We start from the raw sequence: 24,021 nt of genomic DNA on the forward strand, positions 1-24,021 counted from the left end.
TTTCAGCGCAGGGCGAGGTCGACGATGACGGGCTTGTGGTCGCTGCCGAACTCGGCGCCCGCCTGGTAGCCGGTGACGGCGAACTGCGTCGAGGCCAGCACGTGGTCGATGCGCAGCAGCGGCGGGGTGAACAGGCTCTTCGCGTTCCAGGTGGGCGTCCAGCCGGCACCGACGACATCATGGGCGTCGCGCAGATGCGCGTCCTGCAGGCGCCGGAACGGCCGGTGGTCGCGGGTGGCGTTGAAGTCACCGGCGAGCACCACCGGCATGGGTGTGAGGGTGGCGTCCGCCCGCAGGTTGTCCAGCTGCCTGCGCCACGTCGCGGTGTAGCCGGCGTTGGTCGGGGAGACCGTGTGGACGGCGAAGAGGCGGAACCGGCGTTGTGCGTCCACCTGGACGGTCATCCGCAGGGACGGCAGGTCCGCGACCGACAGCGGCTGCGGATCGACGAGCGGGAAGCGGGAGAACACCGCGACACCCCACGGGTCCGACTGGGCGTGCACCTCCTGATAGGCGTAGCCGGCCAGGGCACCGGACCGTTCCAGCGCGCCGAGGGTGAGCGGGGTGACCTCCTCCAAGACGACGATGTCGGGTTTCTGACCGAGGATCTGGCTGCCGAGCCCCCCGGCCTGCGCATTGGTGTACAGCAGGTTGGACGTCAGGATCCGCAGCCGTGCCGCGCCGGCGGGGGCGGGGGCGGGCTTCCCCGGCCAGACCTCGGGCACGGTCCAGGCCAGATGGGCGATGACGACCAGGAGCGCGACCACCAGCAGCCGGTTGCGCCGCAGGGCGAAGGCGATGGCCAGCGCCACATACGCGGGCAGGTACTCGACCGGGGTGAACGCGTTGATCCCCGAGTACGGCCAGCTCAGAGCGTCGTCGAGATGGACGAGGCGGCCCAGGGTGAGGACCCCGAGCGTGCCCACGACCACCCAGGCAACAAAGATCATCAATGTCCGCGGCGGCAGGACGGCAGCGCTGCGGGGACGGCCCTTCATCCCCGACCCGCCAGGTTCGTCCTCGGGGAACACGGGCACGTCGGAACCGGCGCCCGATTGTGGGGTCATGTCAATAGATTGCCGGTCGGGATCGCGCGCGGCGGCGGCGGGGTCGGCGGTGTGCTGCTCATCGCGGCCCGGTACACCCCGCCCACCCGCTCGGCGATGACCGGCCACGCGTGGCGGGCAAGCCGGGATGCGGCGGACCGGGCCATCACCTGCGCCTGCCGCGGGTCGGCGAGCAGCATGCGCACGGCCGTGGCCAGGGCGTCCGGGTCCGCGGGCGGCACCCGCAGCCCGCTCACCCCGTCCTGGACAAGGTCGCGTAGTCCGCCGGTGTCGGAGACCACCAGCGGCGCCCCGCAGGCGATCGCTTCCAGCGCGACCATCCCGAACGGCTCGTAGATGGACGGGACGGCGACGACGTCCGCGGACCGCAGCAGCGCGGCGAGTTCCGGCGCGTCGAGCCGGCCGGTGAACGTCACCGAGCCGGCCGGGCCCGCCGATTCCGCCAGGGCACGCAGATCCCGCTCGTAACCGCCGGCACCGGCGATGGCGACGCGCGCGCCCGGATACCCGCGGTGGATCGCAGGCAGGGCGGCGAGCAGGGTCTGCGCGCCCTTCTCGTACTCCAGCCGGCCGGCGAAGACGATCAGTGGATCCCGGGGCGGACCGTGGGATGCGGCGCCGTGGGATGCGGCGTCTGGGGATGCGGCGCTCCAGGCTGCGGGGTCGACACCGCCCGGGATGACGACGAGCCGTGACCGGTGCACCCCGAACAGCCGGCGCACGTCATCGGCGGACGCCTGTGAGCATGCGATGACCCGGTGCGCCCGCCCGGCAAGCTCCGCTTCGGCACGGTGGATCGCACGGCTTGCCGCCGACGGTAACCAGCCCTGATGACGGCCTGCCTCGGTGGCGTGGATCGTCACGACCAGTGGGAGCCCGGTGGCATCCGCGACGGCGCCGGCCGCCTGCCCGACCACCCAGTCATGGGCGTGCACCACGTCGAACCGGGCACTGTCGGCGGTCGTCGCGGCACCGGTCGTTACGGCAGGCCCCTTCGGGTCGGCGGTCCGCACAGCGGCGGCGGCCAGCCGGACGTTGAAGGCCGACACCTCCGCCAGCAGGGTCTCGACCGACCCGGTCACCGCCGGCTGGCCGACGCGGACAACCCGCACCCGGTCCGCGACCTCCCCGGCCCCGGCCCCGGCCCCGGCCCCGGCCCCGGCCCGGGTATCGGTCCCGGTACCGACCCCGATACCGGCCGGGCCCGCCGTCACCACCGTGACCTCGCATCCGGCGCCGGCCAGCGCCGTCGACAGCGCGGCGACATGACGGCCGAGCCCGCCGTGGACCAGCGGCGGGTACTCCCACGACAGGGTGAGGACCCGCAGGCCCCGCAACACCGTCACCTGAGCGCGCCGAGCCGGCGCGCGTCCAGGTGCGGGAACGGGTAGTCCAATGTGGCGTAGTGGCGGGCGAGTCTGGCCGCGCCGGGCAGGTCGCCCGCGCAGACCGTGTCGGCCAGCGTGTCGAAGCGTCCCGCATGGGTGTAGGCCCGGGACCGGGCGTAGTCCGCCGCACTGTCATGGGTGACGCAGAACGCCCAGTCGCTGGAGCCGGTGAGGAACGCCTCCCGCGTCAGTTGGTCGAGGACGCCGTCGCGCTCACCGGGACGGGCCGAGGCGGCCACGATCTGGAGCAGTCGTTCGTTCACCTCGGTCGCAATCTTGGTCAGGTCGGTCACGTCCGTCCAGACGTGGAAGTCCTTACCGAGCCCCCAGGAGCCGGCCGGCAGCTCACGGACACCCTCGACATGCCCGGCCGCGGCGGCGTCCGACAACGTCGACACACGCACCCCGGCCTCGGGAAGCATCGCGAGGACCGCCTCCAGGAACACCGGCCCCTCGTGCCAGTGGTGGCCGAACAGTTCGGTGTCGAAGGCGCACACGACCAGCCCCGGACGGCCGTCCCTGGCGTCGGCGAGTTCGGTCAGCCGGCGCCGGACGACCCCGACGAAGTGGGCGGCGTCCGTGCGGGCGGCCTCGCGGGCGGCAGCAGGTTCGTACGGTGCCTTGAGCTCCGGCGGGGTGCGCACGGAGGTGACCCTGGCCAGGCGCAGACCGCTGCCGTGGTCGAAGGTATGGAAGTCGCGGTACCACCCGCCGCCCGGATAGCCGGCCGTCGGCGACCACACCTCGTAGGAGACGCCGAGATCGCGGGGGAACGCGAGCACGCCGCTGCCGGCCACGTCGTAGGCACCGGCGGTCTCGCCGCCGACGGTCGGGCCGTCGATCACGAAGTGGGTGACGCCCGCGTCCGCGTAGTGCCGTTCGAGGCCCGGCCGGTAGGCGCATTCGGGGGCCCAGATCCCGCGGGGGCGGGTGCCCAGGCGTACCGCGGCGTCATCGAGCCCGGTGTCGAGCTGTGCCCGGACGCACCGGTCGTCCAGCAGGGACAGCACCGGATGCGAGGCCGGTCCGCCGAGCAGTTCGATGACGCCGTCGTCGGCGAGGCGGCGCAGCAACGGCGACGTCCCGTGCCGCCACCGTCCTTCGACCGCGCGCAGCGTCCGGGTGGCGAGCCGGCCCTCGTAGGCCGCGCCGGGTGCACCGTCGACCAGCGCGCCCTGGGCCCGAAGCTGCCAGTCCGCGGCCCACCTCGCCAGCTCGGACAGGCAGTAGGGATCGTCCAGCATGGCGGCGAGCACCGGGGTGATGCCGAGGGTCAGTACCCGGCGCCGGCCGGTGTCGGCGAACCGTTCGAGGAGGCCGACGAGGGGCAGGTATGCACCGGTCCACGCCTGGTAGAGCCATTCCTCGCCGACCGGCCAGGCTCCGGCGTGGGCCACCCACGGCAGATGGGTGTGCAGTACCAGGCAGAACGTCCCGATCGGCTCGGCGGGGCCGGTCGGAGTCCGCGGTCGACGGTTCATGGCCGCCGGTAGGCCACCACGGCCAGGTCGAGGCTGGACGCGACAGGGGTGTCGGACGTGTCGGGATGCAGTGCGAAGTCGCTGACCTCGATGCTTCGTACCCGTTGGGCCAGGGCGTCCGACCACTGCGGGAAGGGGCGGGCCAGCTGCGCGTCCACGATGGAGCCGTGGGCGTGTTCCCACGCCGCAAGCCGTGGCCCGTGCCGGACCCCCCACAGACGGGTCACCACGAAGTGCTTGTCGAGGAGCGAGACGAGTTCGTCCGGGGCCAGTTCCCGGGTGTGGTACGGATTCGCGGGCGTGTCCCGTCCGGGGGAGAAGGTCAGGCGGTTCGGGGTCGTCAGGACGAGGGTGCCGGCCGGGCGCAGCACCCGGGCGCATTCGGCAACGAACGCGGGCTGGTCGTCGAGGTGTTCGATGACCTGTAGGTTCGCGATCACCTCGGCGGCGCCGTCGGTGAACGGCAGATGCTGAAGATCTGCGCGGACGGGGCTGAGACCATGGTAGGCGCGGGCGACATGGCGGGTGGCGTCCGCGGCGGTGTCGACAGCGATGACGCGGGACGCGGACCGTGCCAGCATCGCCGCGCCGTAACCTTCGCCGCAACCGGCCTCAACGACCACGGCACCGGTGGTGAACGGGGCGAACGCGGCATAGGCGGCCTCGTGCCGTTTGAACCAGTACCGCTCGAACCACACCCCGGGGACGGTGCGTTCCCCGAAGACCGCCCATGCGAGCAGGGTTTCGTGATCTTCGGGTGTGGTAGGGGCTTGGTCCGTGTCGCGGTGCGGTGTCGCCGGTTCGTGCCTGACCATGAAACCCGACCTTACGCACTGATAACCAGGATCTGTCGGCAGCCCGCCCGCGTCTCGCCCGCGTCCCGCCCGGGACGCGGCCGCGACGCGGTCCGGTGAACGACGCCGAGTGACAATCCGGGGGCGCCGTCCACCGGACCGCTGGGATCAGGCCACCGTGGGGGTGGCCCGCAGGCCCCGTTTCGCGATCAGCGGATCGGTGTATGCCCGCCACTGGCGGACGGCGACGACATCGTCATGCACGGTCAGTCTCTTGTCGAGCTCGCGCAGTTTCTCGGTGATCCGGGCGGAATCCAGCTGGCTGGCGAGTTCGACCGCGCGGTGTCCGGCGTCCAGGGCCGCATCGAGGTCCGGGCTCGGCCGGCGCAGGTAGGAGATCGCAAGATCCGCCTCGGCATAGCTGCGGGTACGGGTCCGTGACGGCGCCTGGCGGATGCGGGACTCCAGCAGGAACGGCTCGGCGTCCCGCGCCTTGCCGAGCAGCAGGAGGCAGTGTCCCTTGCATTCGGCCACGTCCCCCTCGTTGTAGTGCGAGGCCCACGCCGGTCCGTCGTCGGGCGCCGCGCGGTCGATCTCCTGTTCCATGGCGAGCAGCTCCTGGCTGCATCCGGCCTCGTCGCCACTGCGGGCCAGCGCCCAGGCGTGCCTGTCGTGCAGCATCACCCGCACCGTGGGGGATGCCAGGCTGTAGGACCGGTCGATGGCGGCTCTGGCCATGGCGAGGCTCTGGCGGATCTGGCCGAGGCGTCCTGCCTGGTCGCTCATGCCGGCCAGGATCCGGCCGGCGAGCATGGCATCACCGGAGTGATCGGCAAGGCCCAGCGCCTGGATGTAGTAGCGCTGGGCAAGCGGCTGGCGGTCGGAGTCCTGGGCGAGCCAGCCGCCGAACTGGCTCAGCTCCGCTAGGGCGCTGAACAGGTCGGGGGTGTGGCGGGACTCCAGGGCAGCCTTGGCGCGGTCGTGCAGGAAGGCGACGACCTGTCCGCGGATCTCGCCGCTTCCGTAGCGGGCGTCGAGTTTGCGGAAGGTCTCGGTCATATCTCGGATCATGGACGCGGTCGGCATCGGGGCGACGGCGTCCTCACCGATCGTGTTGACGACGCCGGTCAGGCTGGCCAGCGCCGGGTCCGCGAAGGCGGTGGCGATGAAGGCGGCTCCGTCGTGAAGGAGATCGCGTCTGCGCATGTCCCTCCCTGAGAGTCCCGCGACGGTCCGAAGGGTTCCTGTGGGTTGCTCGGCCACGGCAAGGCCGAAGTCGTCGCTGGGGTAGGTCTCGCCTCGCCAACCAAGATCTGTCGGCGCGATCGGATAGCCGACCAGCGTGGACATCTCGGCGGCGGCAAGCTCGGCCACCATGGGGTCGCGGGGGCGCATACCGCGACGCCAGTGGCCTACGGTGGTCCGGGCGAGGCCGAGCTCGACGCGACGCAGACGCCGTGCGCGCTCGTTGACCTGCCGGGCGAAACGGGTGTCGGAGACGGACGCCTCGGCGAGCAGACGTCCGAAGAGGGTTTGGCTGGATAGGTTGACCGGTAGTTCTTCTTCCCTGCTCATCGAGCCCCCGTAGCTCTGTGAGTGATCTTGCATGGTGAATCGGCGGTCTCATAGTGACCGGACAGAACGTAGTGAAGCTGTCACAACAATGGAAGGGGTCGTGCAGAATCGCGTGCGAATGCACGCGATGCCTACCTTCGCCTCCTGCGTCGGTCGAGCGGGCTCCGGGGCGCGCCGACGATCATCGAGCGTCTCGACGATGCAGGTGCGACCATGTCAAGAGCAATGAACACCAATGAATGTGGCTACGGAGGCCCCGAGGCGTGAACATCGTCGTTACCGTCAAGCAGGTTCCGGATACCTGGGCGGAGAAGAAGCTCGATCCCGCAACCGGGACGACGGATCGCAAGAGCGTTGACAACGTCATGAACGAGATGGACGAGTACGGGGTCGAGGAGGCCCTGAAGATCAAAGAGGCCCATGGTGGTGAGGTGACCGTGGTCACCATGGGTCCCGAGAAGGCTCTGGAAACTGTGCGCAAGGCTCTGTCGATGGGTGCGGACAAGGCCGTGCACATCACCGACGAGGCGCTGGCAGGTTCCGACGCCCTGCAGACCTCCGCCGCGCTTGCCAAGGTCATTTCCACCCTTTCGCCGGATATCGTCATCACCGCTACCGAAGCGTCCGACGCCCGCGGTGGTGTGATGGGGGCACTCCTCGCCGAACGGCTCGGATTCCCGCAGCTCACCCAGGCCCGTAAGGTGACCGTCGATCCCGGCGCGGGCACCGTACGGATCGAGCGCCAGGCTGACAATGGCTACGCTCTGGTGGAAGCGTCCACACCCGTGGTCGTGGGGGTCGTAGAAAAGATCAACCAGCCGCGTTACCCGTCGTTCAAGGGCATCATGGCGGCGAAGAAGAAGCCGCTGACCACCCTGTCGGTCGCCGACGCCGGGTTGGCCGCAGACACGGTGGGGCTCGCCAACGCCGGGTCGACGGTGGCGGACGCCAAGCCCGCTCCGCCCCGTCAGAGTGGAACGATTGTCAAGGACGAGGGTGACGGTGGCACGAAGGCCGCCGAGTTCCTCGCCGCACAGAAGCTGATCTGAGGGGTCTGGTTCGATGGCTGAGGTTCTTGTTCTCGTCGAGCATGCGGACGGCGAGCCGAAGAAAGTCACCGCCGAGCTGCTGACGCTCGCCCGGTCGCTGGGTGAGGCGTCCGCGGTCTTCCTGGGCGCGCCCGGAACGTACGCGAAAGCCAAGGACTACCTGGCCCAGTACGGCGCCTCCACGGTGTATGTCGTCGAGTCCGAGGACGTCTCCGACTATGTGGTGGCCCCGGTGGCCGAGGTGCTTGCCAAGCTGGTGACCGACAAGGCGCCGGCGGCGGTTCTGACGGCCGCCACGCCGGACGCCAGGGAGGCCGCCGCGCGTACGGCCGCGAAGACCGGGTCGGGCCTGATCTGGGACGCTGTCGGCCTCACCCCGGAACTGGCCGCGACCCAGGGCATCTTCGGTGGTTCCACAATCGTCACCTCGAAGGTCACCAAGGGAACGCCGATCTTCGCGGTGCGGCCGAACACCACCACTCCCGAGGCTGCACCGACCACGCCGGTCGAGGAGAAGGTCGACATCACGATCTCGGACTCGGCCAGGTCGGCGAAGATCCTCGACCGGGTGGTAGAAGCCAAGTCCGGGCGTCCGGACCTCACCGAGGCGCAGATCGTCGTCTCCGGCGGTCGGGGTCTCGGGGCGGCCGAGCACTTCGCGCTGGTGGAGAAGCTGGCTGACACTCTCGGTGCCGCGGTGGGCGCGTCCCGCGCGGCGACCGACGCCGGCTGGTACCCGCACCAGAACCAGGTCGGGCAGACCGGCAAGACGGTGTCGCCGCAGCTCTACATCGCGGTCGGCATCTCCGGCGCGATCCAGCACCGGGCCGGGATGCAGACGTCCAAGACCATCGTCGCGATCAACAAGGACCCGGAGGCTCCGATCTTCGAGTTCGCCGACTACGGCATCGTGGGTGACCTGTTCAACGTCGTCCCGCAGCTCACCGACGCGGTCGAGAAGCACAAGGCATAGTCCCGGCTTCTTTTCACGGACGTTCCGGCGGCCGGGTGTTCCTCATCGGGAACACCCGGCCGCTGTCATTTCTGTAGGTGGAAACCGTTGCTATGACGACAGTTTCCACCTACAGCCGGTGGGGGTTTACCGACATCTGTAGGTGGAAACCGTCGCTATCACGACCGAAACCACCTACGTCCGGGCTACGTGAAGGTCAGGACGCCCCGGATGGTGTCCCCGCGGTACATGTCCTCGTAGCCGAGGTTGATGTCGTCGAGCTTGTAACTGCGGGTCACCAGCTCCTCCAGCCTGAGCTGACCCGACCTCCACAGTGACAGCAGCTTCGGCACGTCGTAACGCGGGTTCGCCGACCCGAACAGGCTGCCCCGGATGCTCTTCTCCAAGGTGGTCAGCTCCGCCATGGGCAGCGTCAGGTCGGTCTGGGTGAACGGGGCCATCGAGGTGAGCACGACCGTCCCGGCCTTGCCGGTCAGCGCCATGGCCTGCCGGATGGTGTCCCTGCCGGGCACACCCACCGTGATGATCGTCGAGTTGGCGTACCGGCCGTGGGTGAGGTCGCGGACCAGCTCGAACGCCTCGCTGTGGGACGCCGCCACATGGGTCGCCCCGAACGTGGGGGCCTGCCGGCGCCTGAATCCGGCCGGGTCGAGGGCGATCACATGCTGGGCGCCGGCGTGGCGCGCGCCCTGCACGGCGTTGGTGCCGACCCCGCCGACGCCCATCACCACGACCGTGTCACCGGGCTTCACCTCCGCCGCGTACACGGCCGATCCCCATCCGGTGGTCACCGCGCAGCCGACCAGCGCGGCGAGCTCCAGCGGGATGTCCTTGTCGATCCGGATGACGGACGCCTCGCCGCATACGGTGTGCCCGGCGAACGCGCCTACCAGGCACATCAGGCGGGCGTCGCCGCCGCGGACGTGGTGACGGGAGGTCCGGTCGAGTTGGAGGCCGACAAGCAGATGCGCGCCCAGGTCGCAGAGGTTCTGATGCCCCCGCGAGCACGACGGGCACCGGCCGCACGCGGGGACGAAGCTCAGTACCACATGGTCGCCCTCACGCACCGATGTCACACCCGGACCGACCTTTTCCACGACACCGGCCCCTTCATGGCCGCCGATCATCGGGAAGCCGTAGGCGGGCATGTCGCCCAGCCGCAGGTGCTCATCGGAATGGCACAATCCGGTCGCGGCAAGGGCGACCATGACCTCACCCTTGCGCGGGTCGTCCAGATCGATCTCGTCGACCGTCCAGTCCTCGCCGTGCCCCCAGATCATTGCCGCCCGAGTCCGCACCGGATCCTCCCTGAGCCCTTCCTGTGGTCCACCCGCTGATCGGCCGGACCTGTCCCTTCTGGTGATGTCGCCTATCCGGTGAAGCCGGCGTCCACGGGCACGACCGCTCCGGTCAGCGCGCCCGCGGCCGGTGAGCACAGCCACCCGACCGCCTCCGCCACCTCGGCGGGGTCGAGGATGCGTCGTTGGAAGGCATGCTGAGCGAACTCATCGACCCCGTCCAGGTCGTAAACCCGCGCGGTCTCGGCGAGCATCATCGTGTCCATCGACCCCGGGCATACGACGTTCGCGGTCACCGTTGTGCCGGCGAGGTCCGCGGCGAGGCTGCGGACCAGCCCGACAACGCCGTGTTTGGCCGCCGAGTACGCGGCGAGGCGTGCCAGCGGACGGGTGCCCGCCGCCGAGGAAACCGCCACGAACCGGCCGGCGGGCGCGGACAGCAGCGCCGGTACGGCCGCCCGGACGAGGTGGAACACGCCATCGAGATCGACGGCCTGCAGCATCCGCCAGGTGCGGTCGTCGGTCTCCCACAGCGGCGGCCCGCCCGCGATCACCCCGGCGACCGCGACCGCGGCGTCGAGGCGACCGAACCTGCCGCGGGCGATCCCGACCGCGGCGTCGAGATCGGACTGGACCCGGACGTCGGCCCGCACGGCCACCGCCTCGGCGCAGCCCGCCGCGACCTTCGCCAGATCATCCCAGGTGGCGTACGGGTAGCCGTCGGTAGCGGGCTTCTGCGGGGCGGCGGGATCGGCCGCGATGTCGGTGAGTACGAGCCGGTACCCGCGCTCGTCTAGGGCTGCCGCGACCGCGGCCCCCAGACCGCGGGCCGCGCCGGTCACCACCGCGACCGGGCTTCCTGTCACCGGGTCTCCTCCCGTCGGTTTTCATCCCGTCGGGTTTCGTCCCATCGGAGGACGGCTGCGACCAGGTCGTCCACGTATGCGTGAAATATCAGGGCACCCTCGGCCGGGGACGCTCCGCTCGGGTCGCCCAGCACACCCGAGGGGCTCAGCGGCCGGACCCCACGGCGGACCAGCTCGGCGAGCGTCGGTGACGGGCCGGCGACCGCCCGATCGAGACGCACCAGGTCGGATGCCAGGTGCAGCATAAGGGATGTTTCGACCCGTCCGGCGTGCAGGTCCGTGTCGCCGGACGGTACCCCGACCCTGGCGGCAAGAGCCGACCGCGGCGCCCAGGCGAGGACCCGTCGTCCCTCGGAACGCAGCAGTGTGACCGCCTCCCGCAGCGCCGAGGCGTTGCCGCCGTGCCCGTTCACGAACACCACGCCTGATGCCGTGGCGTCCGCGGAACGGGTCAACTCGACCAGGGCCAGCGCGAGAACGCGGCTACCCAGCGACAGCGTCCCGGGGAAACCGGCGTGTTCCCCGCTCGCGCCGTAGGCCAGCGCCGGGGCGGCGAGGACGCCCGCCACCCGTGCGGCCAACCCGTCCGTGAGCGCCCGCGCGATCCGGGTGTCGGTGTCGAGCGGCAGGTGCGGCCCGTGTTGCTCGGTGCTCCCCAGCGGTACGGCCAGCAACGGTGACTCCTCGGACAGCTGTGGCCAGCAGCGCTCACCGAGGTTGTTCGTCAGCGGTTTCGCCAGGGGTTTCGCCGGGGGTTTCGCCGGGGGTTTCGCCGGCGGTGAGATAGCCCCAGTGCCGCAGGGCGACGAGGATGCGGTCGGCTGCCTCCGGTGGATCCAGGCGGATGATCGTCCGTTCGAGGTGGCCACGGGACTCCCCGGCACCGGTCAGTTTCCGGACGCGTTCGCGGGCTGGCAGAGTCTGATCCGGAGGGAGCAGCACCTTCGGTCGGGGACGCAGTGGTGCGCCGGTCGCCGGCAGTGACGCCGGGAGAGCGACCCGCACCACCTCGATCGGCGCGCTGCGGGCCGCGACCACCGCGCGCAGCCCGGCGCGGCGCAGCGCCGCCGTCCCGGGATCCACCGACAGCACGGCCGGTGCCCGTACCCGCAGCCGTTCCCGTCGGCCTCCGTCGAGACGGCGTTCGGCTTCGACGACACCCGGCGTGGTCGGGGTGAGGGAGAGCAGACCGAGCGCCTGTGCCGCACCGACCATCCCATGATCTCCGTCTGTCCCGCGGCCTCCACCGAGCCCCGCGGCGACCAGCGCCGGTACCGCGCCCGAGCCACGGCGCGGGGACCAGGTGCCGGCCACCACGATGTCCCGACCGGCGGCGTCCCGACCGGCGGCGTCCCGACGCAGGGCCGCGACCACTCCCGCGGCGACCACCCGTGGGTCGGCGTCGGCGCCGGCATCCACCCGGATCGCCGTTGCGGCGCCGGCAGCGAGTGCTTCCCGCAGCGTGGCGTCGGCGGCGGGTGGTCCGACGGTGAGCGCGCGCACCGGCGCGGACCAGGCGTCACCGAGGCGCAGCGCCCATTCGCAGGCTGCCTGGTCGGCGGCGGACAGGCCGGACAGCCGCTCGTCGACCGTCACCTCTGCGGTCAGCGGGTCCACCTCGACCGCCAGCGGCGAATGGGCCACCAGCACGGTGATCCGGGGCCGAGGCATGCCGGTGGTTTCAGCCGTGGCGGTGGTTTCAGCCGTGGCGGAAGACGACACCGCGACCCCCTTCCGGGTAGCTCCAGGCGATCGCGCCCTGTTCGCCGCAGACCATGTAGCAGGTGCCGCATTCGAAGCACTGCTCGTGGTTGAACAGGATGCCGCCATCGGATTTCGGTACGAACAGGTTCGCCGGGCAGGCGGTCACACATGCCTTGGTGGTGCACTTCTCGCACACGGTCGAGTCGACGGTGATGTGCGCCTTCTCCGTCACATCGAAGCGCACCGTGTCCATCCGGTCGGCGAACGACAACGTGTCCGCGGACGACGGCCGGGCGGGCCAGCGCAGGAAGGTCCGGGTACTCATGGCGCGGTCCCCTTGAGTGGTCGTCATCTGGTTGATCAGCCGAAGGTGCGCAGGGCGGCGGCCCCGTCCCGGACGAGGTCACGTAGTTTCACGCCGGTGGCGCGCATCCGGTACCGCGCGATCGCCATAAGACCCCGTTTCGGATGCGGGTTCGTCACGGTGAACATGTCCTCGACGATCCCGCAGATCAGCTCCGGGTACTGCTTTTGCATCCGGTCGCCGAGGACGAGCGCTGGAGCGCGGCGCAGCTTCTTGTGGTCGGCGAGCACGAACGACGACTCCAGGCGTCGCCGGTAACCGGCGAGTCCGCGCACGGAGGTGTTGTGCGCGTCTAGGGCCTCCACCGCGGTCCGGCCGGCGGCGGCGCCGGAACCGATCGCGAAGTTGACCCCTTCCAGCCAGATCCCGGCGGCCAGGCACATCGCGGCGGCGTCGCCGGTGACCAGCATCCCGTCGGCGACCAGCGACGGCATGGCGTCGTAGCCCCCCTCGGGGATCAGGTGCGCGCCGTACTCGACGAGTTCGCCGCCCTCGACCAGTGGGCGGATCGCCGGGTGGGCCTTCAGCCCGGCGATGAGGTCCTCGGGACGCCGCCCGGATGCGGCGAGGTCCGCCACGGACAGGACCACGCCTACCGAGATCGTGTCCAGGTTGGTGTAGACGAACCCGCCGCCGCCGACCCCGCCGGTCCCGCCGAGGATCTCGATGTCGACGCCGTCGCGGTCGCGTACCCCGAAGCGGGCCTCGATCTCGCCGCGGGGCAGGGACAGGACCTCCTTGGCGCCGAGGGTGAAGTGGCGGGCGCCGGCGTTCGGGTACAGGCCCGCCTCCTTCGCCAGGAACGAGTTCACCCCGTCCGCGGCGATCACCAACGGTGCCCGCAGGTCACCGTCGGGACGGTCGGTGCGCACGCCGATGATCCGCCCGGAGGTCGGGTCCCGCAGCAGCCCGGTCGCCACCGTGGACGTGACGAGGGTGGCGCCTTCCTTCTCGGCCAACCCCGCGAGCCATGCGTCGAACTCGGGCCGCAGCGCGGTCGCGCCGTTGTACGGCGGGCGGCCCCAGTTCTGGTTGCGGAAGTCGATGGCGAGGGCCCGCTCACCCGTCAGGATCATGGTCTGCCGGCGGGTGACCCACCGCTGGATGGGCGCCTGCTCGGCCCAGTCCGGTACCAGCTCGTCGAGCACGCGCCCGTAGACGACCCCGCCGTAGAGGTTCTTCGACCCGGGGAACGGCCCGCGTTCCAGCAGCATCACGGACCTGCCCGCCCGTGCCACGACCAGTGCGGCCGCCGCGCCGGCCGGCCCCGCACCGACGACGATCACATCCGTGTCGTACCCGGAGCCGTACCCGGCGTCCGATGGTTGCGGTGCGGGCGATGGGACCGGGTTGGTGGACGGCCGCGCCGGGGGCATGGCCAGATGCCCGTCCGGATAGCGGTCGTTCCAGGACGGTGAGCCGCTCACGGCGTGGTCCCCTCCTCGTCCCCCATGGCGACGTTTCCGGTGGTGCTGTGCGCGACGGCGACGGCGACGGCGACGGCGACGGCGACGGCGATACCGGCCGGGCCGGACAGCCGTCGTCGCAGCTCGGTCACGACCGCGGGGGCGTCCGCGATGATCGCGAGATCGGCCATGGCCATCATCGGCGCGCTCCCGTCGGTGTTGACCGCGATCACGTGGTCCGGGCTGCCCAGCCCGCTGGTGTGCTGGACGGCTCCGCTCACGCCGAAGGCCAGGTAGAGCCGGGGTGTCACGATCGCCCCGGTGGTGCCGATCTGGCGTTCGAAGGGAATCCAGTCAAGATCGGCTACCATCCGGGTGCCGCCGAGCGACGCGCCGATGGCGGCAGCCACGTCGGCGAGCAGCGCGAACGCGTCCGGGCCGCCCATTCCGTGCCCGCCGCCGACGATGCGCGACGCCTCGGTCAGCGCGATCGTCGCCGGATCCGCGGCCAGCACCTCCAGGACCTCGGCGTCGGATGCCGCATCCGGGTGCGCAGGCCTCGGCGAGATCGTGCGGATGCGAGGGACGCCCGGGCACGGCGCGACTCCGCGGACTCCCGGTATGAGGGTCGCCACCACCGGTCCCCGCACCGGTGAGTGCTCGGCGAGCCGTCCGTCGTAACGATCGGCCACGATCTCGCCGGTGCGCACGGCGATGGCGTTCGCGACCAGTGGCCGTCGGAGAACCGCGGCGAGGCGTGGGGCGAAATCCCGCCCGTCCGGGGACGCGGGCATGATGATCACATCCGCGCCGTCGAGTTCGCCGTCGAGTTCGCCGTCGAGTTCGCCGTCGAGTTCGGTCGCCAGAGCCGCGGACCAGGCGGCCGGTGCGAACTCGCCGGCCTCCCACAGCAGCACGTCGGCCGCGGCGGTGAGGCCCGCCACCGCACCGGCGACGCCGTCACCGACGAGCAGTACGCGTCCACCGGCTTCCGCGGTCACTTCATCCGCGCCCGCAGGCAGCACCCCGCGGCGCACCACGATTACACCAAGTAATGAACCGGTTGAGGTGGTGGACATCTACAGGTTCCTCCCGATCCGGTCGCCTTCGATCACGGCGGCATGCGCACGGCGCGGTGCCACGCAGTCGCCGATCCGGTGGACGGGGATTCCGCCAGTATCACGCAGAGCGATGTACAGGTCGTCGTCCGGTTCCTCGGGCACGGCTAGGACGACGTGGTCGAAAGCTCGCGCCGTGGTCGTCCCCGTCGGGTGGAACAGCACTTGCAACCCAGTCTCGTCGAGGCCCAGCACCACACTGTCCGGTGTCTGGTCGATGCCCTTCGCGGCTGCCCGGATGTTCCAGCCCTCACTGTCCAACGTCACGCCGAGGCCCTGCCCGACCTGCATGTCCGGTGAGATCACCTCGACCTGGCAGCCGCGGTCGGCGAGCAGTTCCGCCACCGACGTCGCATGGTGGAAGCCGATCTCGTCGACGATAGCCACCCGGCCCGACGGAGACGCCGACCCGTCGAGGACCGCCCGCAGCGAACAGACCCGCGCATCGTCGGGGGCCGCCCACCACGGCCGGGCCGGGCGGCTGCCGGTGGCCACGACAACCACGTCCGGACGGTGGTCGCGGACGTGGTCGACGTCCATCCGGATCCCGGTCTTGACCGTCACACCGAGCGTGCGCAGTTCCGTGAGCTGGTTGCGGACGAGGTCACCGAACTCGGCGCGGCTCGCAACGCCGGCGGCGAGGCGCACCTGCCCACCCGGTTCGTCGGACGCCTCCACCAGGGTGACGCGGTGGCCGGCACGATGGGCGCTGATCGCCGCCTGCATGCCGGCCGGGCCGGCGCCGACCACGAGCACGTCCCTGGGCTTCACCGGGGTCGGCAGGATCAGCATGCCGGCCGGGCTGCGGCCATCCGGACCGGATTCGATGCTGCTTTCGGCGGCCCGAACCGCCTCCCGGCCGGTCAGCGGGTTCTCGATGCAACCGAGCCAGCGGTTCAGACCCATCCGTCCGACGCATTCCTGGTTGCATGACAGGCACAGGCGGATGCTCTCGGTTGCCCCGGCGCGGGCGAGGCGGGCGAAGTTCGCGTCCGCGATCTGCCCCCGGACGACGCCGACAAGGTCGCAGTGGCCATCGGCGAGCGCCCGGTCGGCCTGCAACGGGTCCTTGAACCGGCCGACGCCGACCACTGGAAGGTCCACGGCCCCCCGGATCGCGGACGGGATGAATAGTGCATACCCGGGCGGGACCGCCATCGAGGCCTCGATCATGTAAAGGGTCGAGGTGGCGGTCCCGATGGAGGTGTTGATGTAGTCGACGGCGCCGGTCGCCTCGACCATCCGCGCGACCGCGACGCACTCGTCGAGGGTGATGCCGCCTTCGATCAGCTCGTCGCCGCACAACCGGACACCGAGAGCGAGCCCGGGGCCGATCGCGTCCCGCACCGCGCGGACGATCTCCAACAGCAGCCGGGCCCGGCCCGTGAGGTCACCCCCGTAGCCGTCGGTACGCCGGTTCGTCGCCGGGGACAGGAACCCCCGCACGATCGAGGAGTGCGAGCACTGCAGCTCGATCCCGTCGAAGCCGCCCTCGGCGCAGTTCCCGGCGGTCGTCGCGTAGCCGGCGACGACCTCGGCGATCTCAGCCTTGCTGATCGCTTTGGGAACCTCCCGAAACAGCGGGTCGGGCACGGCCGACGGTGCCCACACCGGCAGCCGGGAGAACATCCCGGACGCCTGCCCGCCGTTGTGGTTGATCTGCGCGAAGATCGGAACGCCGTGTCGGTGGACCGCATCGGTGATGCGCCGGTAGCCCGGGATCGCCGCCCGGGAAAAGCCGTGGATCAGTTTCTCGTACGGCCAGTCCGTCGGATGCACCGAGTGTTCCTCGGTGATGATCAGTCCGGTGCCGCCGGCCGCCCGGGTGGCGTAGTAGGCGGCGTGCTGCTCGGTGGGTAACCCGTCGGCGGCGTAGTTGGTCAGGTGCGCGGAGAACACGATGCGGTTCGCGACCGTGACCGGCCCGAGCCGAAGCGGGCTGAACAGATGCCGGTACTGACTCATCGACCGATCCTCCGGCTCCCCGGGCTCAGGTTCGTCCGGTCCGGGTTCGTCCGGTCCGGGTTCGTCCGGTCGGGGTTCGTCCGGTCGGGGTTCGTCGACCGGGACACCCCGTCCCCGAGCGCGAGCGCGGCCCGACGCCCCTCCAACACGGCTTCGTGGATGGTGCGGGGTGCGACCGCGTCCCCGACGACCGTCCCGGGTGCCGCCTCGATCTCCTCGGGTCCGAGCGCAGGCAGGTCGGCCGTGTTGGTGACCAGCGTCGCGCACGCGATCTCGACCGCCGCGTCGGAGAACACGTCCTCTCCGTACAGGACCGTGCCTTTCAACTGGGTGAGGCGGGTCCGTTTCACCAGCTTCACCCCGGCCTGGTGCAGCCGGACGTTCGCCGGGGCGAGATCACCGGTCCGTGACAGCTGCGTGCCGACCACCGGATCCGGCGAGACCAGGGTGACGTCACGGCCGGCCCCGGCGAGCCGCTCGGCGACCGCGATCCCCGTCGAGTTACCGAGGGGGTCCCACACCACCACCGGACCGTCCACTGTTGCGGTGTCCGAACCCAGGGACGCCGTGGTCAGCAGCGCCCGAGCGGTCAGCACGACCGCCGCGGCTGCCGGGACCTCGGCGGTGGATTCCCCGTCCCATCCGACGGGTTCCGGGCCGCCGATCGAGATGGGCTGCTCGCCGTCGCGGCCACCGATCGCCACGATCACCGCGGCACCCCCGGCCGTCCCGTCGGCGGCAGTCCAGTCGACGTCCGCCTCGACGCCGGTGCGAACCTCCACGCCGAGCCGGCGGCACTCCGACTCCAACCAGTCGGTGAGACGGGTCAGGCGGGACCGTCCCGCGCCGGCGGCCGCCGCGACGACCGCTCCACCGAGCCGAGGCGCGCGTTCCAGCAGTGTCACCGGATGCCCGCGCAGGGCCGCGACCCGGGCAGCCTCCAGACCGGCCGGCCCCCCGCCGATCACCGTGACCGCGACAGGCACCCGCGCCGGGCCGACCACCACCGGATCGGTGGTCTCGTGGCCGGACGACGGTTCACCCACGCACGACACCAGCGGGTTGCGGTTGTCCCGCACCTGGCAGATCTGGTTACACAGGATGCACGGACGCGGGGCGCCCCCGGCCCGCACGGTCACCACCAGGCCGGGGTCGGCGATCTGCGCCCGGGTCATCTCCACCGCGTCGGCGACACCGGCGACGAGTGCCTCCTCGGCCATGTCGACGTCCACCACACTGCCCTGCAGCACGACCGGGACCCCGGGGCCGTCCGGGCCGCGCAACGCCCCGCGGACCGTGGCCGTGAGCTCCCGGTTGAAACCGGGCTCGACGTGCATGTCCGGCCGGGTCGCCGACACCGTGAAGATCGATCCGCGGACGACCGCCAGGTAGTCGTACATCCCGGCGAGGGCGCGGGCGATCCCGACGGCCGTTTCGGGGGTCACGCCCGCCCACGGCGCCAGCTCGTCGCAGGACAGCCGCAGCCCGACGATCGCGTCCCCGGCAGCCTCCCGCGTGGCGGCCAGGACCTCCCGCGCGAAGCGCAGCCGGTCCGCGCCGTAGCCGTCGTCCCGGGTGTTCGTCAGGCCCGACAGGAACTGGCGGACGAGGCTGTGCTGGCCCGCGTTGACCTCCACGCCGTCACAGCCGGCGGCGAGCGCGGTGCGGGTCGCTCCGGTGAAGCCGTCCACGACCGCGTCGATGTCACCAGGCTCCATCGACTTGGGGATCTCGCGGGTGTTCACCTCGGGTATCCGTGACGGTGCCCACAGCTCCCGCTGGGAGTACGCCGAACTGCCCTGACCACCGGAGTGTCCCAGCGCGGCGATCAGTAGGGTGCCGTGCGGGTGGACCGCCTCCGCGATCGCCCGCCAGCCCGGACCGCAGTCCGCGGCCAGCGGTGCCCGTTCGTACGGCCAGTCCGACGGGTGGACGGACGCCTCCTCCGTCACGATCACACCCGCGCCACCGGCCGCCCGCCGGGCGTAGTAGGCCACCGACCGTGACGAGAACGCCCGGCCTCGGCACAGGTTGGTCTCGTGCGGCCCGAACAGCACCCGGCTCGGCGCGTTCCGGCCGCCCAGGGTGAGCGGATCTGTGAGCAGCATGGTCGACCCCGTCATCGGTGAAACCGTCCGACTTGCCGTGTCCTCAGGTATCAGCTAATTCAGTAACGATATTTATATTAATGACACATATAACTCTTTGGCGAGCGATGGGCGACGAGCGGCGTCCCCGGCTCCTGTCGAGGTGTGCCCAGGCCGGCGGGCCGCAGAGCGTGTGATCCCTTCCCTGGTCGGAGGCCGGGCGGGTTGGAGATCAGGAGGAAGACGGAGCGGAAAAGTTCGGGGGGCGCTTCTCCTGACGCGCGAGGATGGCCTCGGCAAGGTCGGGCCAGCCGAACGACTCACCCATCAACCGGACGCTGGCCGCAAGCGCCTCGCCGCGGGAACGCTCGGCGTCGGCGTACACCTGGCTCTTGATCGCGGCGAGGGACCGGGGCGAACAGTTGTGCGCCAGGTCGCGGGCGTAGTCGAGGGCGGCGCTGAGAACCGTGCCCGCCGGCACCACCCGCTGCACCAGGCCGAGGCGGTGCGCCTCGTCGGCGTCGATCGTCCGACCCGACAGCAGCAGCTCCATCGCGTTCGGCAGGCCCAACAGCCGTTGCAGCATCCAGGAGGTGTTGTACTCGGCGACCAGGCCCAGCCGGGCGAACATGGTGGCGAAGGTCGCGTCCTGGCTGGCGATGCGGACGTCCGCTCCGACGAGCAGGCCGAATGCGATCCCGGCGACAGCACCGTTGACCGCCGCGACCACCGGTTTGCGGGTGCGGATGGCGGCGTCCACGGTGGCGGGGGTGCCCGGTAGGAACTTCCGCAGGGTTTCCTCGCCCTCCGCGAGCAGTCCGAGGTCCGCACCCGAGCAGAAGCCCTTGCCCGCGCCGGTGAGCACGATGGCGCGCACCGCCGGGTCGTCGTCCGCCTCGTGCATCAGCTCGACGTAGCGGTCCACCATCGCCGGCGTGAGCGCATTGCGCTTCTCCGGCCGGTTCAGCGTGATGGTGGCGACGCCGTCGGCCACCTCGTACCGCACCGCGTCGACTCGGTTGTCTCCGAGTAGATCGGTCATGCCGGACTCCTTCGTGATCGGCCGGATCACACCTGCATCCGTGCGGCATTCAGCAGACCAGATGCGGAGCCCATGTGCACACGACGGGCCGCTCAGGTACCCCCGGAGACTTCACGGCGCGCGGGAACGGACCGCGACGGACGGGGACGGGACAGCCCCGGGCGGTCGTAAACCGGGGCTGTTGTTGACGGCGCCGTCAAAAGCGCATCTCGCCGTTCTCGACGCCGTCGATGAACGCGGCCCATTCGGCGCGGGAGAAGGCGAGGACGGGTCCGGTCGGGCGGGTGGAGTCGCGGACGACGACCCCGCCGTCGAACTGGCCCGCCTCGACGCACATGCCGCCTGCGCCGTTGGAGAACGTCGAGATCCGCCAGTCGACGGCGTCGGGGTTGAAGCCAGCGAGGCTGGGCTTACGGGTACGGGTGCGGTTCTCGGACATGGCTGATCCTTTCTGTGGTGGGGGTTGGTGCACGCGCCGGCCCGCACCTCACGCCCCATTGACGAGGCAGGGGCGGGGCAAGGCGGGCCGGCGCGCGTCGGTCAGGTCCCCTCCGGGCGCGGAGTACGGCCACACCCGAAGGGGCCTGGTCTCAGGACCCCTGGCGGGGACGGAACGGAAACGTGATCGGGACGACGCGGACGTCAAGGTTGCCGCTACGGGCGTGATGGTCAGCGGCGGAGACGGTCGGGAACGGCAGGACGACCTCGACGGGCTGTCCGTTCTCGCCGTAGACGATGAGCGCGTAGAGCGTCGCGTCCGCCGGAACATCCCCATGCGTCGGAACCTCGGGTAAGACGTGCCGGACGATCCGCGCCGACACCGGTGGCCGGCGACTGAAGGCTTTCGGCTGGGCCATGACATCCCCCGTTCGTGTCCTGCCTGCGTGGCCCGACCGGTTATGGTGCTGACGCGACACATTCCATGACGGTGCGCGACAGACGGCCAGCTGTGACCCCGTGAGTACGCCGTGACGTGCCTGTCACGTGAGCGTCACGACATGCACATCACGTCACAGCAGACGGAAGGGGAAACGGTGGAGGATCAGGCTGCGGTCGCATACCTCGCCGGCCGCATCCGCGCACTACGTCTCGCTGCGGGCATCAGTAGCCTCTCCGAACTGGCCCGGCGTACCCACCTGGACCGGGCCGCGATCAGCCGGGCCGAAAACGGCCGGTACCTCCCGTCGGAAACGGTCGTCCGGGCCATCGACACCGCGGTGGGCGCGGGCGGAGAGTTGCTCGAGCTCCGTGCGCGGATCCAGCGGGTACGGCTCGGTATCGGCGAACCGCGGGAAGAGGTGGGTTCCACGGACCGGCGGCAGATGTTGGGCACGAGTGTGTTCACCATGCTGTCCACGCTCGCCGCGGACACGTCCCGGGACATCGCCCGTGCCGACCCCGATCCGCTCGTGCTCGTCGACATCGACGATGACATCGACCGGTTCGTCGCGGTCTACGCCACCACCCCCCACGCGGTACTCATCCCCCAGGTCGAGCGACGCTGGGTGCAGGTTGACGTGGCATTGAAGGGCCGGAGCAGCCTCGCCGTGCACCACCGGCTGAGTCTTGCCGCCGGGCGGCTGTCCTACCTCGTCTCCCGGCTGGCCTTCAACCTCGGTGACTTCACCACGGCCCGGCATCTCGCCGTGCTCGCCGGGCAGTACGCCGGGCATATACAGGACGCGGTGTTGCTCGCCTCGGTCGCCGGGATGCATTCGGGGATCGCCTACTACCGGAAGCGGTACGACGTGGCCGTGTCGGTCTTCGACGGCTACCCGCCGGACCCGCCCTATCTACAGGCTCGGAACGCCGCCTACCGGGCCCGCGCCCATGGCCGCCTCGGCAACACGACGGCGGCACGGGCCGAACTGGCGTTGATGCACCGCTGTCTGACCGACGACCCGCCCCAACCGGGAGACCTCCCCCTCGGGGAGGCGGCTGCGGGCATGTTCACGGCGGGCACCCTCGGGTCGATCGGCGAAGGGGCGGAAGCCGAACCGTGGGCCCGCCGGTCGGTGGCGGCCTATGAAACCGCCGGGCCGCGGGCGAACCGGGAGGAGTGGGGGCACGCCCTGCTCACCCTCGCAACCTCACTGATCCGCCGGGACCGGCCGGAACCGGAAGAGGCGGCCCGGATCGGCGTCCAGGTCTTGGACGTCGTGGACAGTCATCCCACCCATACCGTGACCCAGCGGGCCGGGGAGATGCTGGGCATGCTGGCCGACCATCGCAGCCTGCCCGCGGTGGTCGACTTCCGCGAGCGGCTGGCAGCCGCACCCCGCCCGGCGCTGACGGCATGAGCAGCGAGTTCGGCGAACCGACCGTCATCGTCGTGCCTACCGTGGTCACAGCCCGGCTGATCCTGCGCTGCTGGCGACCGGCGGATATCGATCCGTACGCGGTGATGAACGCCGACGACGAGACCATGCGCTACCTCAACGGCACCTTCGACCGGGACGGCACGCAACGGCTGATCACCCATCTGATCGGGATGTGGGCGCTGCTCGGGCATGGCATGTGGGCGGTCGAGGACCGGGTGTCCGGTGAGTTCCTCGGCCGGGCCGGGTTGTACTACGGCCCGGGATGGCCCGGGGTCGAGGTCGCCGTGTCGATCCGCCGGGACCGCTGGCGGCAGGGACTCGGCACCGAGGCGTGCCGTGCCGCGATCACCTGGGGATTCACCACACTCTCCCTGGACGAGATCGTTACCTTCACCAACCGGGACAACGCCGGGATGAACGGGATCGCCCGCACGCTCGGGATGACCTTCCAGGGTGAAGCGTCGGCCATCGGCCCGTGGAAGGACAACAACGTGTATGCGATCAGCCGGGCCGAGTGGGGGACTGTCCCGCACGCCGCCCTGACTGCTCCTGGGGGAGGTAGGACGACGGTCGGTTGTGATGGGTGGGTCGAAGGAGCGTAGGCCATTCTCACGGCCCGCTGATTGCCTGTGTTCGACGGCCGGCCGGTTGCTGGCAGGCTGCGGTTCGCAGTCCGTCCGGTGTGCTCGGTGTCCGGTGAAACGGTTCGGGTTTGGTGGGTGCCAGGGGATTGCATCCGGGCAACCCACCGGCGCCGCCCCGGGGCCGTTCACGACGGCGCGCAGGCCCGCAGGCCGGCGGCCTCTGCTGCAGCGATCATCCGTTTGTCGTAGGTGATGAGGTGGTGGAGGCTGTCACCGGCGAGGAGTGCGGTGGCCAGATGGATGGCGTCCAGCGGGCGGAGAACCGCTGGGGGCAAAGTGCGCGCGAGGTCGAGGACTGTCGCCGTCACCGACACGGCAGGGATGGTGCTGTCGCCGATCTCGATACGGTCCGACCGGCGGACGGCACGGGTCGCGACGTCCACCGCGCCGATCGCGGTCAGGGCCCGCGCGGCCTCGACGGTGGTCAGCGCAGACGTGAGAAGCTCTTGGTCGGGGTGTGCGTCGAGATGCTTGACCAACGCGTCCGTTTCCGTCTCACGGCGGAGGAGCTTGACGACCGCACTGGTATCCAGATAGATCACTAACGCTCGTCCTCGCGCATTTCGTGCAGAACTTCTGTGGCGGTCCTGCCCGCCGGGACCGAGGGTAGGCCTCGTGCGGCGCTCGCCACGGCCGCGGCCTTGGCGTAGCCCGCCGGGGGAGGTTCAGGGATGAGGCCGTCCCGTACCCAGCGGGCAAGTAGGCGTTGGGTACGGGCGATAGGAATGATCTCTGCGATCGGTTCCCCGTCACGCGTCACCACCAGCCGCTCGCCGTGCTCGACGCGGTCGAGCACGCTCGCCGCGCGGCGACTGAGATCGCGAGCGTTGATCGACGCCTGCCCAGCTGTCATGTCTGACAGGATTTACTTCCGTCAGG

General features: G+C 70.8%; 23 protein-coding genes. 4 read left to right on the plus strand and 19 right to left on the minus strand.

All coding sequences use genetic code 11. The annotated features are described in order from the left end of the window. Positions 1–2: 2 nt before the first annotated feature. The 5 genes from NBW77_RS03390 to NBW77_RS03410 form a co-directional block, all read right to left on the minus strand. Positions 3–1,037 (minus strand): endonuclease/exonuclease/phosphatase family protein, encoded by a 1,035-nt coding sequence (locus NBW77_RS03390; RefSeq protein ID WP_242606045.1) that lies wholly within the window; start codon positions 1,035–1,037, stop codon positions 3–5. A gap of 26 nt (positions 1,038–1,063) precedes the next feature. Beyond that, entirely contained in the window at positions 1,064–2,413 is a 1,350-nt protein-coding gene (locus tag NBW77_RS03395) for a glycosyltransferase family 4 protein (RefSeq protein WP_250279259.1), read from the minus strand. Then, positions 2,410–3,936: a 1,4-alpha-glucan branching protein domain-containing protein gene (locus tag NBW77_RS03400; protein WP_250279260.1), complete on the minus strand. Its 1,527-nt coding sequence runs from the start codon at positions 3,934–3,936 to the stop codon at positions 2,410–2,412. The genes NBW77_RS03395 and NBW77_RS03400 overlap by 4 nt, the downstream gene beginning before the upstream one ends. Then, the gene (locus NBW77_RS03405) at positions 3,933–4,751 is read right to left on the minus strand and encodes a class I SAM-dependent methyltransferase (protein ID WP_250279261.1); all 819 of its coding nucleotides are present in this window, start codon (positions 4,749–4,751) and stop codon (positions 3,933–3,935) included. Before NBW77_RS03405 ends, NBW77_RS03400 begins: the two co-directional genes overlap by 4 nt. A gap of 147 nt (positions 4,752–4,898) precedes the next feature. Next, positions 4,899–6,305: an NsdA family TPR-like regulatory protein gene (locus NBW77_RS03410; RefSeq protein WP_250279262.1), complete on the minus strand. Its 1,407-nt coding sequence runs from the start codon at positions 6,303–6,305 to the stop codon at positions 4,899–4,901. Positions 6,306–6,568: 263 nt separating this feature from the next. On the opposite strand from NBW77_RS03410, the gene NBW77_RS03415 reads away from it, so the two are divergent. Continuing rightward, positions 6,569–7,354, plus strand: coding sequence for an electron transfer flavoprotein subunit beta/FixA family protein (locus NBW77_RS03415; RefSeq protein WP_131748220.1), 786 nt, complete (start codon positions 6,569–6,571; stop codon positions 7,352–7,354). 13 nt (positions 7,355–7,367) lie between these two features. After that, positions 7,368–8,327: an electron transfer flavoprotein subunit alpha/FixB family protein gene (locus tag NBW77_RS03420; protein WP_131748218.1), complete on the plus strand. Its 960-nt coding sequence runs from the start codon at positions 7,368–7,370 to the stop codon at positions 8,325–8,327. Between the two features lie 185 nt (positions 8,328–8,512). Here NBW77_RS03420 and NBW77_RS03425 read toward each other — a convergent pair whose 3' ends face one another. The 12 genes from NBW77_RS03425 to NBW77_RS03480 form a co-directional block, all read right to left on the minus strand. Continuing rightward, complete coding sequence (locus NBW77_RS03425) at positions 8,513–9,625, minus strand: NDMA-dependent alcohol dehydrogenase (protein WP_131748216.1); 1,113 nt, start codon at positions 9,623–9,625, stop codon at positions 8,513–8,515. A 71-nt stretch (positions 9,626–9,696) separates the two neighbouring features. After that, a complete protein-coding gene (locus tag NBW77_RS03430; protein ID WP_131748214.1) occupies positions 9,697–10,491 on the minus strand; it encodes a mycofactocin-coupled SDR family oxidoreductase in 795 nt (264 codons plus the stop codon). Continuing rightward, positions 10,488–11,165: a mycofactocin biosynthesis peptidyl-dipeptidase MftE gene (gene mftE / locus NBW77_RS03435; protein ID WP_242606043.1), complete on the minus strand. Its 678-nt coding sequence runs from the start codon at positions 11,163–11,165 to the stop codon at positions 10,488–10,490. The genes NBW77_RS03430 and mftE overlap by 4 nt, the downstream gene beginning before the upstream one ends. A 34-nt stretch (positions 11,166–11,199) precedes the next feature. Further along, on the minus strand, positions 11,200–12,213 hold the full coding sequence (locus NBW77_RS03440; protein WP_250279263.1) for an adenine nucleotide alpha hydrolase family protein: 1,014 nt from the start codon (positions 12,211–12,213) through the stop codon (positions 11,200–11,202). Then, the gene (locus NBW77_RS03445; RefSeq protein ID WP_131748212.1) at positions 12,191–12,520 is read right to left on the minus strand and encodes a ferredoxin family protein; all 330 of its coding nucleotides are present in this window, start codon (positions 12,518–12,520) and stop codon (positions 12,191–12,193) included. Before NBW77_RS03445 ends, NBW77_RS03440 begins: the two co-directional genes overlap by 23 nt. Before the next feature lie 35 nt (positions 12,521–12,555). Next, positions 12,556–13,986, minus strand: a complete 1,431-nt coding sequence (locus tag NBW77_RS03450) for an FAD-dependent oxidoreductase (RefSeq protein ID WP_250279264.1) — start codon at positions 13,984–13,986, stop codon at positions 12,556–12,558. Beyond that, on the minus strand, positions 13,983–15,044 hold the full coding sequence (locus NBW77_RS03455; protein ID WP_131748208.1) for a mycofactocin-associated electron transfer flavoprotein alpha subunit: 1,062 nt from the start codon (positions 15,042–15,044) through the stop codon (positions 13,983–13,985). The genes NBW77_RS03450 and NBW77_RS03455 overlap by 4 nt, the downstream gene beginning before the upstream one ends. Continuing rightward, positions 15,045–17,048 (minus strand): mycofactocin system FadH/OYE family oxidoreductase 2, encoded by a 2,004-nt coding sequence (locus NBW77_RS03460; protein WP_250279265.1) that lies wholly within the window; start codon positions 17,046–17,048, stop codon positions 15,045–15,047. Continuing rightward, complete coding sequence (locus NBW77_RS03465; protein WP_131748205.1) at positions 17,045–19,171, minus strand: mycofactocin system FadH/OYE family oxidoreductase 1; 2,127 nt, start codon at positions 19,169–19,171, stop codon at positions 17,045–17,047. The genes NBW77_RS03460 and NBW77_RS03465 overlap by 4 nt, the downstream gene beginning before the upstream one ends. A 196-nt stretch (positions 19,172–19,367) precedes the next feature. Continuing rightward, positions 19,368–20,177, minus strand: coding sequence for an enoyl-CoA hydratase-related protein (locus NBW77_RS03470; protein WP_131748275.1), 810 nt, complete (start codon positions 20,175–20,177; stop codon positions 19,368–19,370). Positions 20,178–20,373: 196 nt separating this feature from the next. After that, positions 20,374–20,616 (minus strand): DUF397 domain-containing protein, encoded by a 243-nt coding sequence (locus NBW77_RS03475; protein WP_250279266.1) that lies wholly within the window; start codon positions 20,614–20,616, stop codon positions 20,374–20,376. 151 nt (positions 20,617–20,767) lie between these two features. Further along, the gene (locus NBW77_RS03480; protein WP_131748203.1) at positions 20,768–21,034 is read right to left on the minus strand and encodes a hypothetical protein; all 267 of its coding nucleotides are present in this window, start codon (positions 21,032–21,034) and stop codon (positions 20,768–20,770) included. 141 nt (positions 21,035–21,175) lie between these two features. On the opposite strand from NBW77_RS03480, the gene NBW77_RS03485 reads away from it, so the two are divergent. Next, entirely contained in the window at positions 21,176–22,477 is a 1,302-nt protein-coding gene (locus NBW77_RS03485; protein WP_165486266.1) for a helix-turn-helix domain-containing protein, read from the plus strand. Then, positions 22,474–23,100: a GNAT family N-acetyltransferase gene (locus NBW77_RS03490; RefSeq protein WP_131748199.1), complete on the plus strand. Its 627-nt coding sequence runs from the start codon at positions 22,474–22,476 to the stop codon at positions 23,098–23,100. The genes NBW77_RS03485 and NBW77_RS03490 overlap by 4 nt, the downstream gene beginning before the upstream one ends. Before the next feature lie 167 nt (positions 23,101–23,267). On the opposite strand, the gene NBW77_RS03495 is transcribed toward NBW77_RS03490, so the two are convergent. Together NBW77_RS03495 and NBW77_RS03500 are read right to left on the minus strand one after the other, a co-directional pair. Further along, positions 23,268–23,684: a type II toxin-antitoxin system VapC family toxin gene (locus tag NBW77_RS03495; protein WP_131748197.1), complete on the minus strand. Its 417-nt coding sequence runs from the start codon at positions 23,682–23,684 to the stop codon at positions 23,268–23,270. Next, entirely contained in the window at positions 23,684–23,995 is a 312-nt protein-coding gene (locus tag NBW77_RS03500) for a type II toxin-antitoxin system Phd/YefM family antitoxin (protein WP_131748195.1), read from the minus strand. The genes NBW77_RS03495 and NBW77_RS03500 overlap by 1 nt, the downstream gene beginning before the upstream one ends. Positions 23,996–24,021: the final 26 nt, after the last annotated feature.

Source organism: Frankia sp. Cppng1_Ct_nod (genome assembly GCF_920656135.1).
Lineage (GTDB): Bacteria > Actinomycetota > Actinomycetes > Frankiales > Frankiaceae > Protofrankia > Protofrankia meridionalis.

Bases quoted from the DNA above. Each gene is read 5' to 3' on its own strand.
- NBW77_RS03410 (WP_250279262.1), bottom strand. From the start codon at position 6,305: ATGAGCAGGGAAGAAGAACTACCGGTCAACCTATCCAGCCAAACCCTC.
- NBW77_RS03485 (WP_165486266.1), top strand. From the start codon at position 21,176: ATGCACATCACGTCACAGCAGACGGAAGGGGAAACGGTGGAGGATCAG.
- NBW77_RS03500 (WP_131748195.1), bottom strand. From the start codon at position 23,995: ATGACAGCTGGGCAGGCGTCGATCAACGCTCGCGATCTCAGTCGCCGC.
- NBW77_RS03445 (WP_131748212.1), bottom strand. From the start codon at position 12,520: ATGAGTACCCGGACCTTCCTGCGCTGGCCCGCCCGGCCGTCGTCCGCG.
- NBW77_RS03460 (WP_250279265.1), bottom strand. From the start codon at position 17,048: ATGAGTCAGTACCGGCATCTGTTCAGCCCGCTTCGGCTCGGGCCGGTC.
- NBW77_RS03490 (WP_131748199.1), top strand. From the start codon at position 22,474: ATGAGCAGCGAGTTCGGCGAACCGACCGTCATCGTCGTGCCTACCGTG.
- NBW77_RS03475 (WP_250279266.1), bottom strand. From the start codon at position 20,616: ATGTCCGAGAACCGCACCCGTACCCGTAAGCCCAGCCTCGCTGGCTTC.
- NBW77_RS03480 (WP_131748203.1), bottom strand. From the start codon at position 21,034: ATGGCCCAGCCGAAAGCCTTCAGTCGCCGGCCACCGGTGTCGGCGCGG.
- NBW77_RS03465 (WP_131748205.1), bottom strand. From the start codon at position 19,171: ATGACGGGGTCGACCATGCTGCTCACAGATCCGCTCACCCTGGGCGGC.
- NBW77_RS03405 (WP_250279261.1), bottom strand. From the start codon at position 4,751: ATGGTCAGGCACGAACCGGCGACACCGCACCGCGACACGGACCAAGCC.
- NBW77_RS03470 (WP_131748275.1), bottom strand. From the start codon at position 20,177: ATGACCGATCTACTCGGAGACAACCGAGTCGACGCGGTGCGGTACGAG.
- NBW77_RS03400 (WP_250279260.1), bottom strand. From the start codon at position 3,936: ATGAACCGTCGACCGCGGACTCCGACCGGCCCCGCCGAGCCGATCGGG.
- NBW77_RS03455 (WP_131748208.1), bottom strand. From the start codon at position 15,044: ATGTCCACCACCTCAACCGGTTCATTACTTGGTGTAATCGTGGTGCGC.
- NBW77_RS03420 (WP_131748218.1), top strand. From the start codon at position 7,368: ATGGCTGAGGTTCTTGTTCTCGTCGAGCATGCGGACGGCGAGCCGAAG.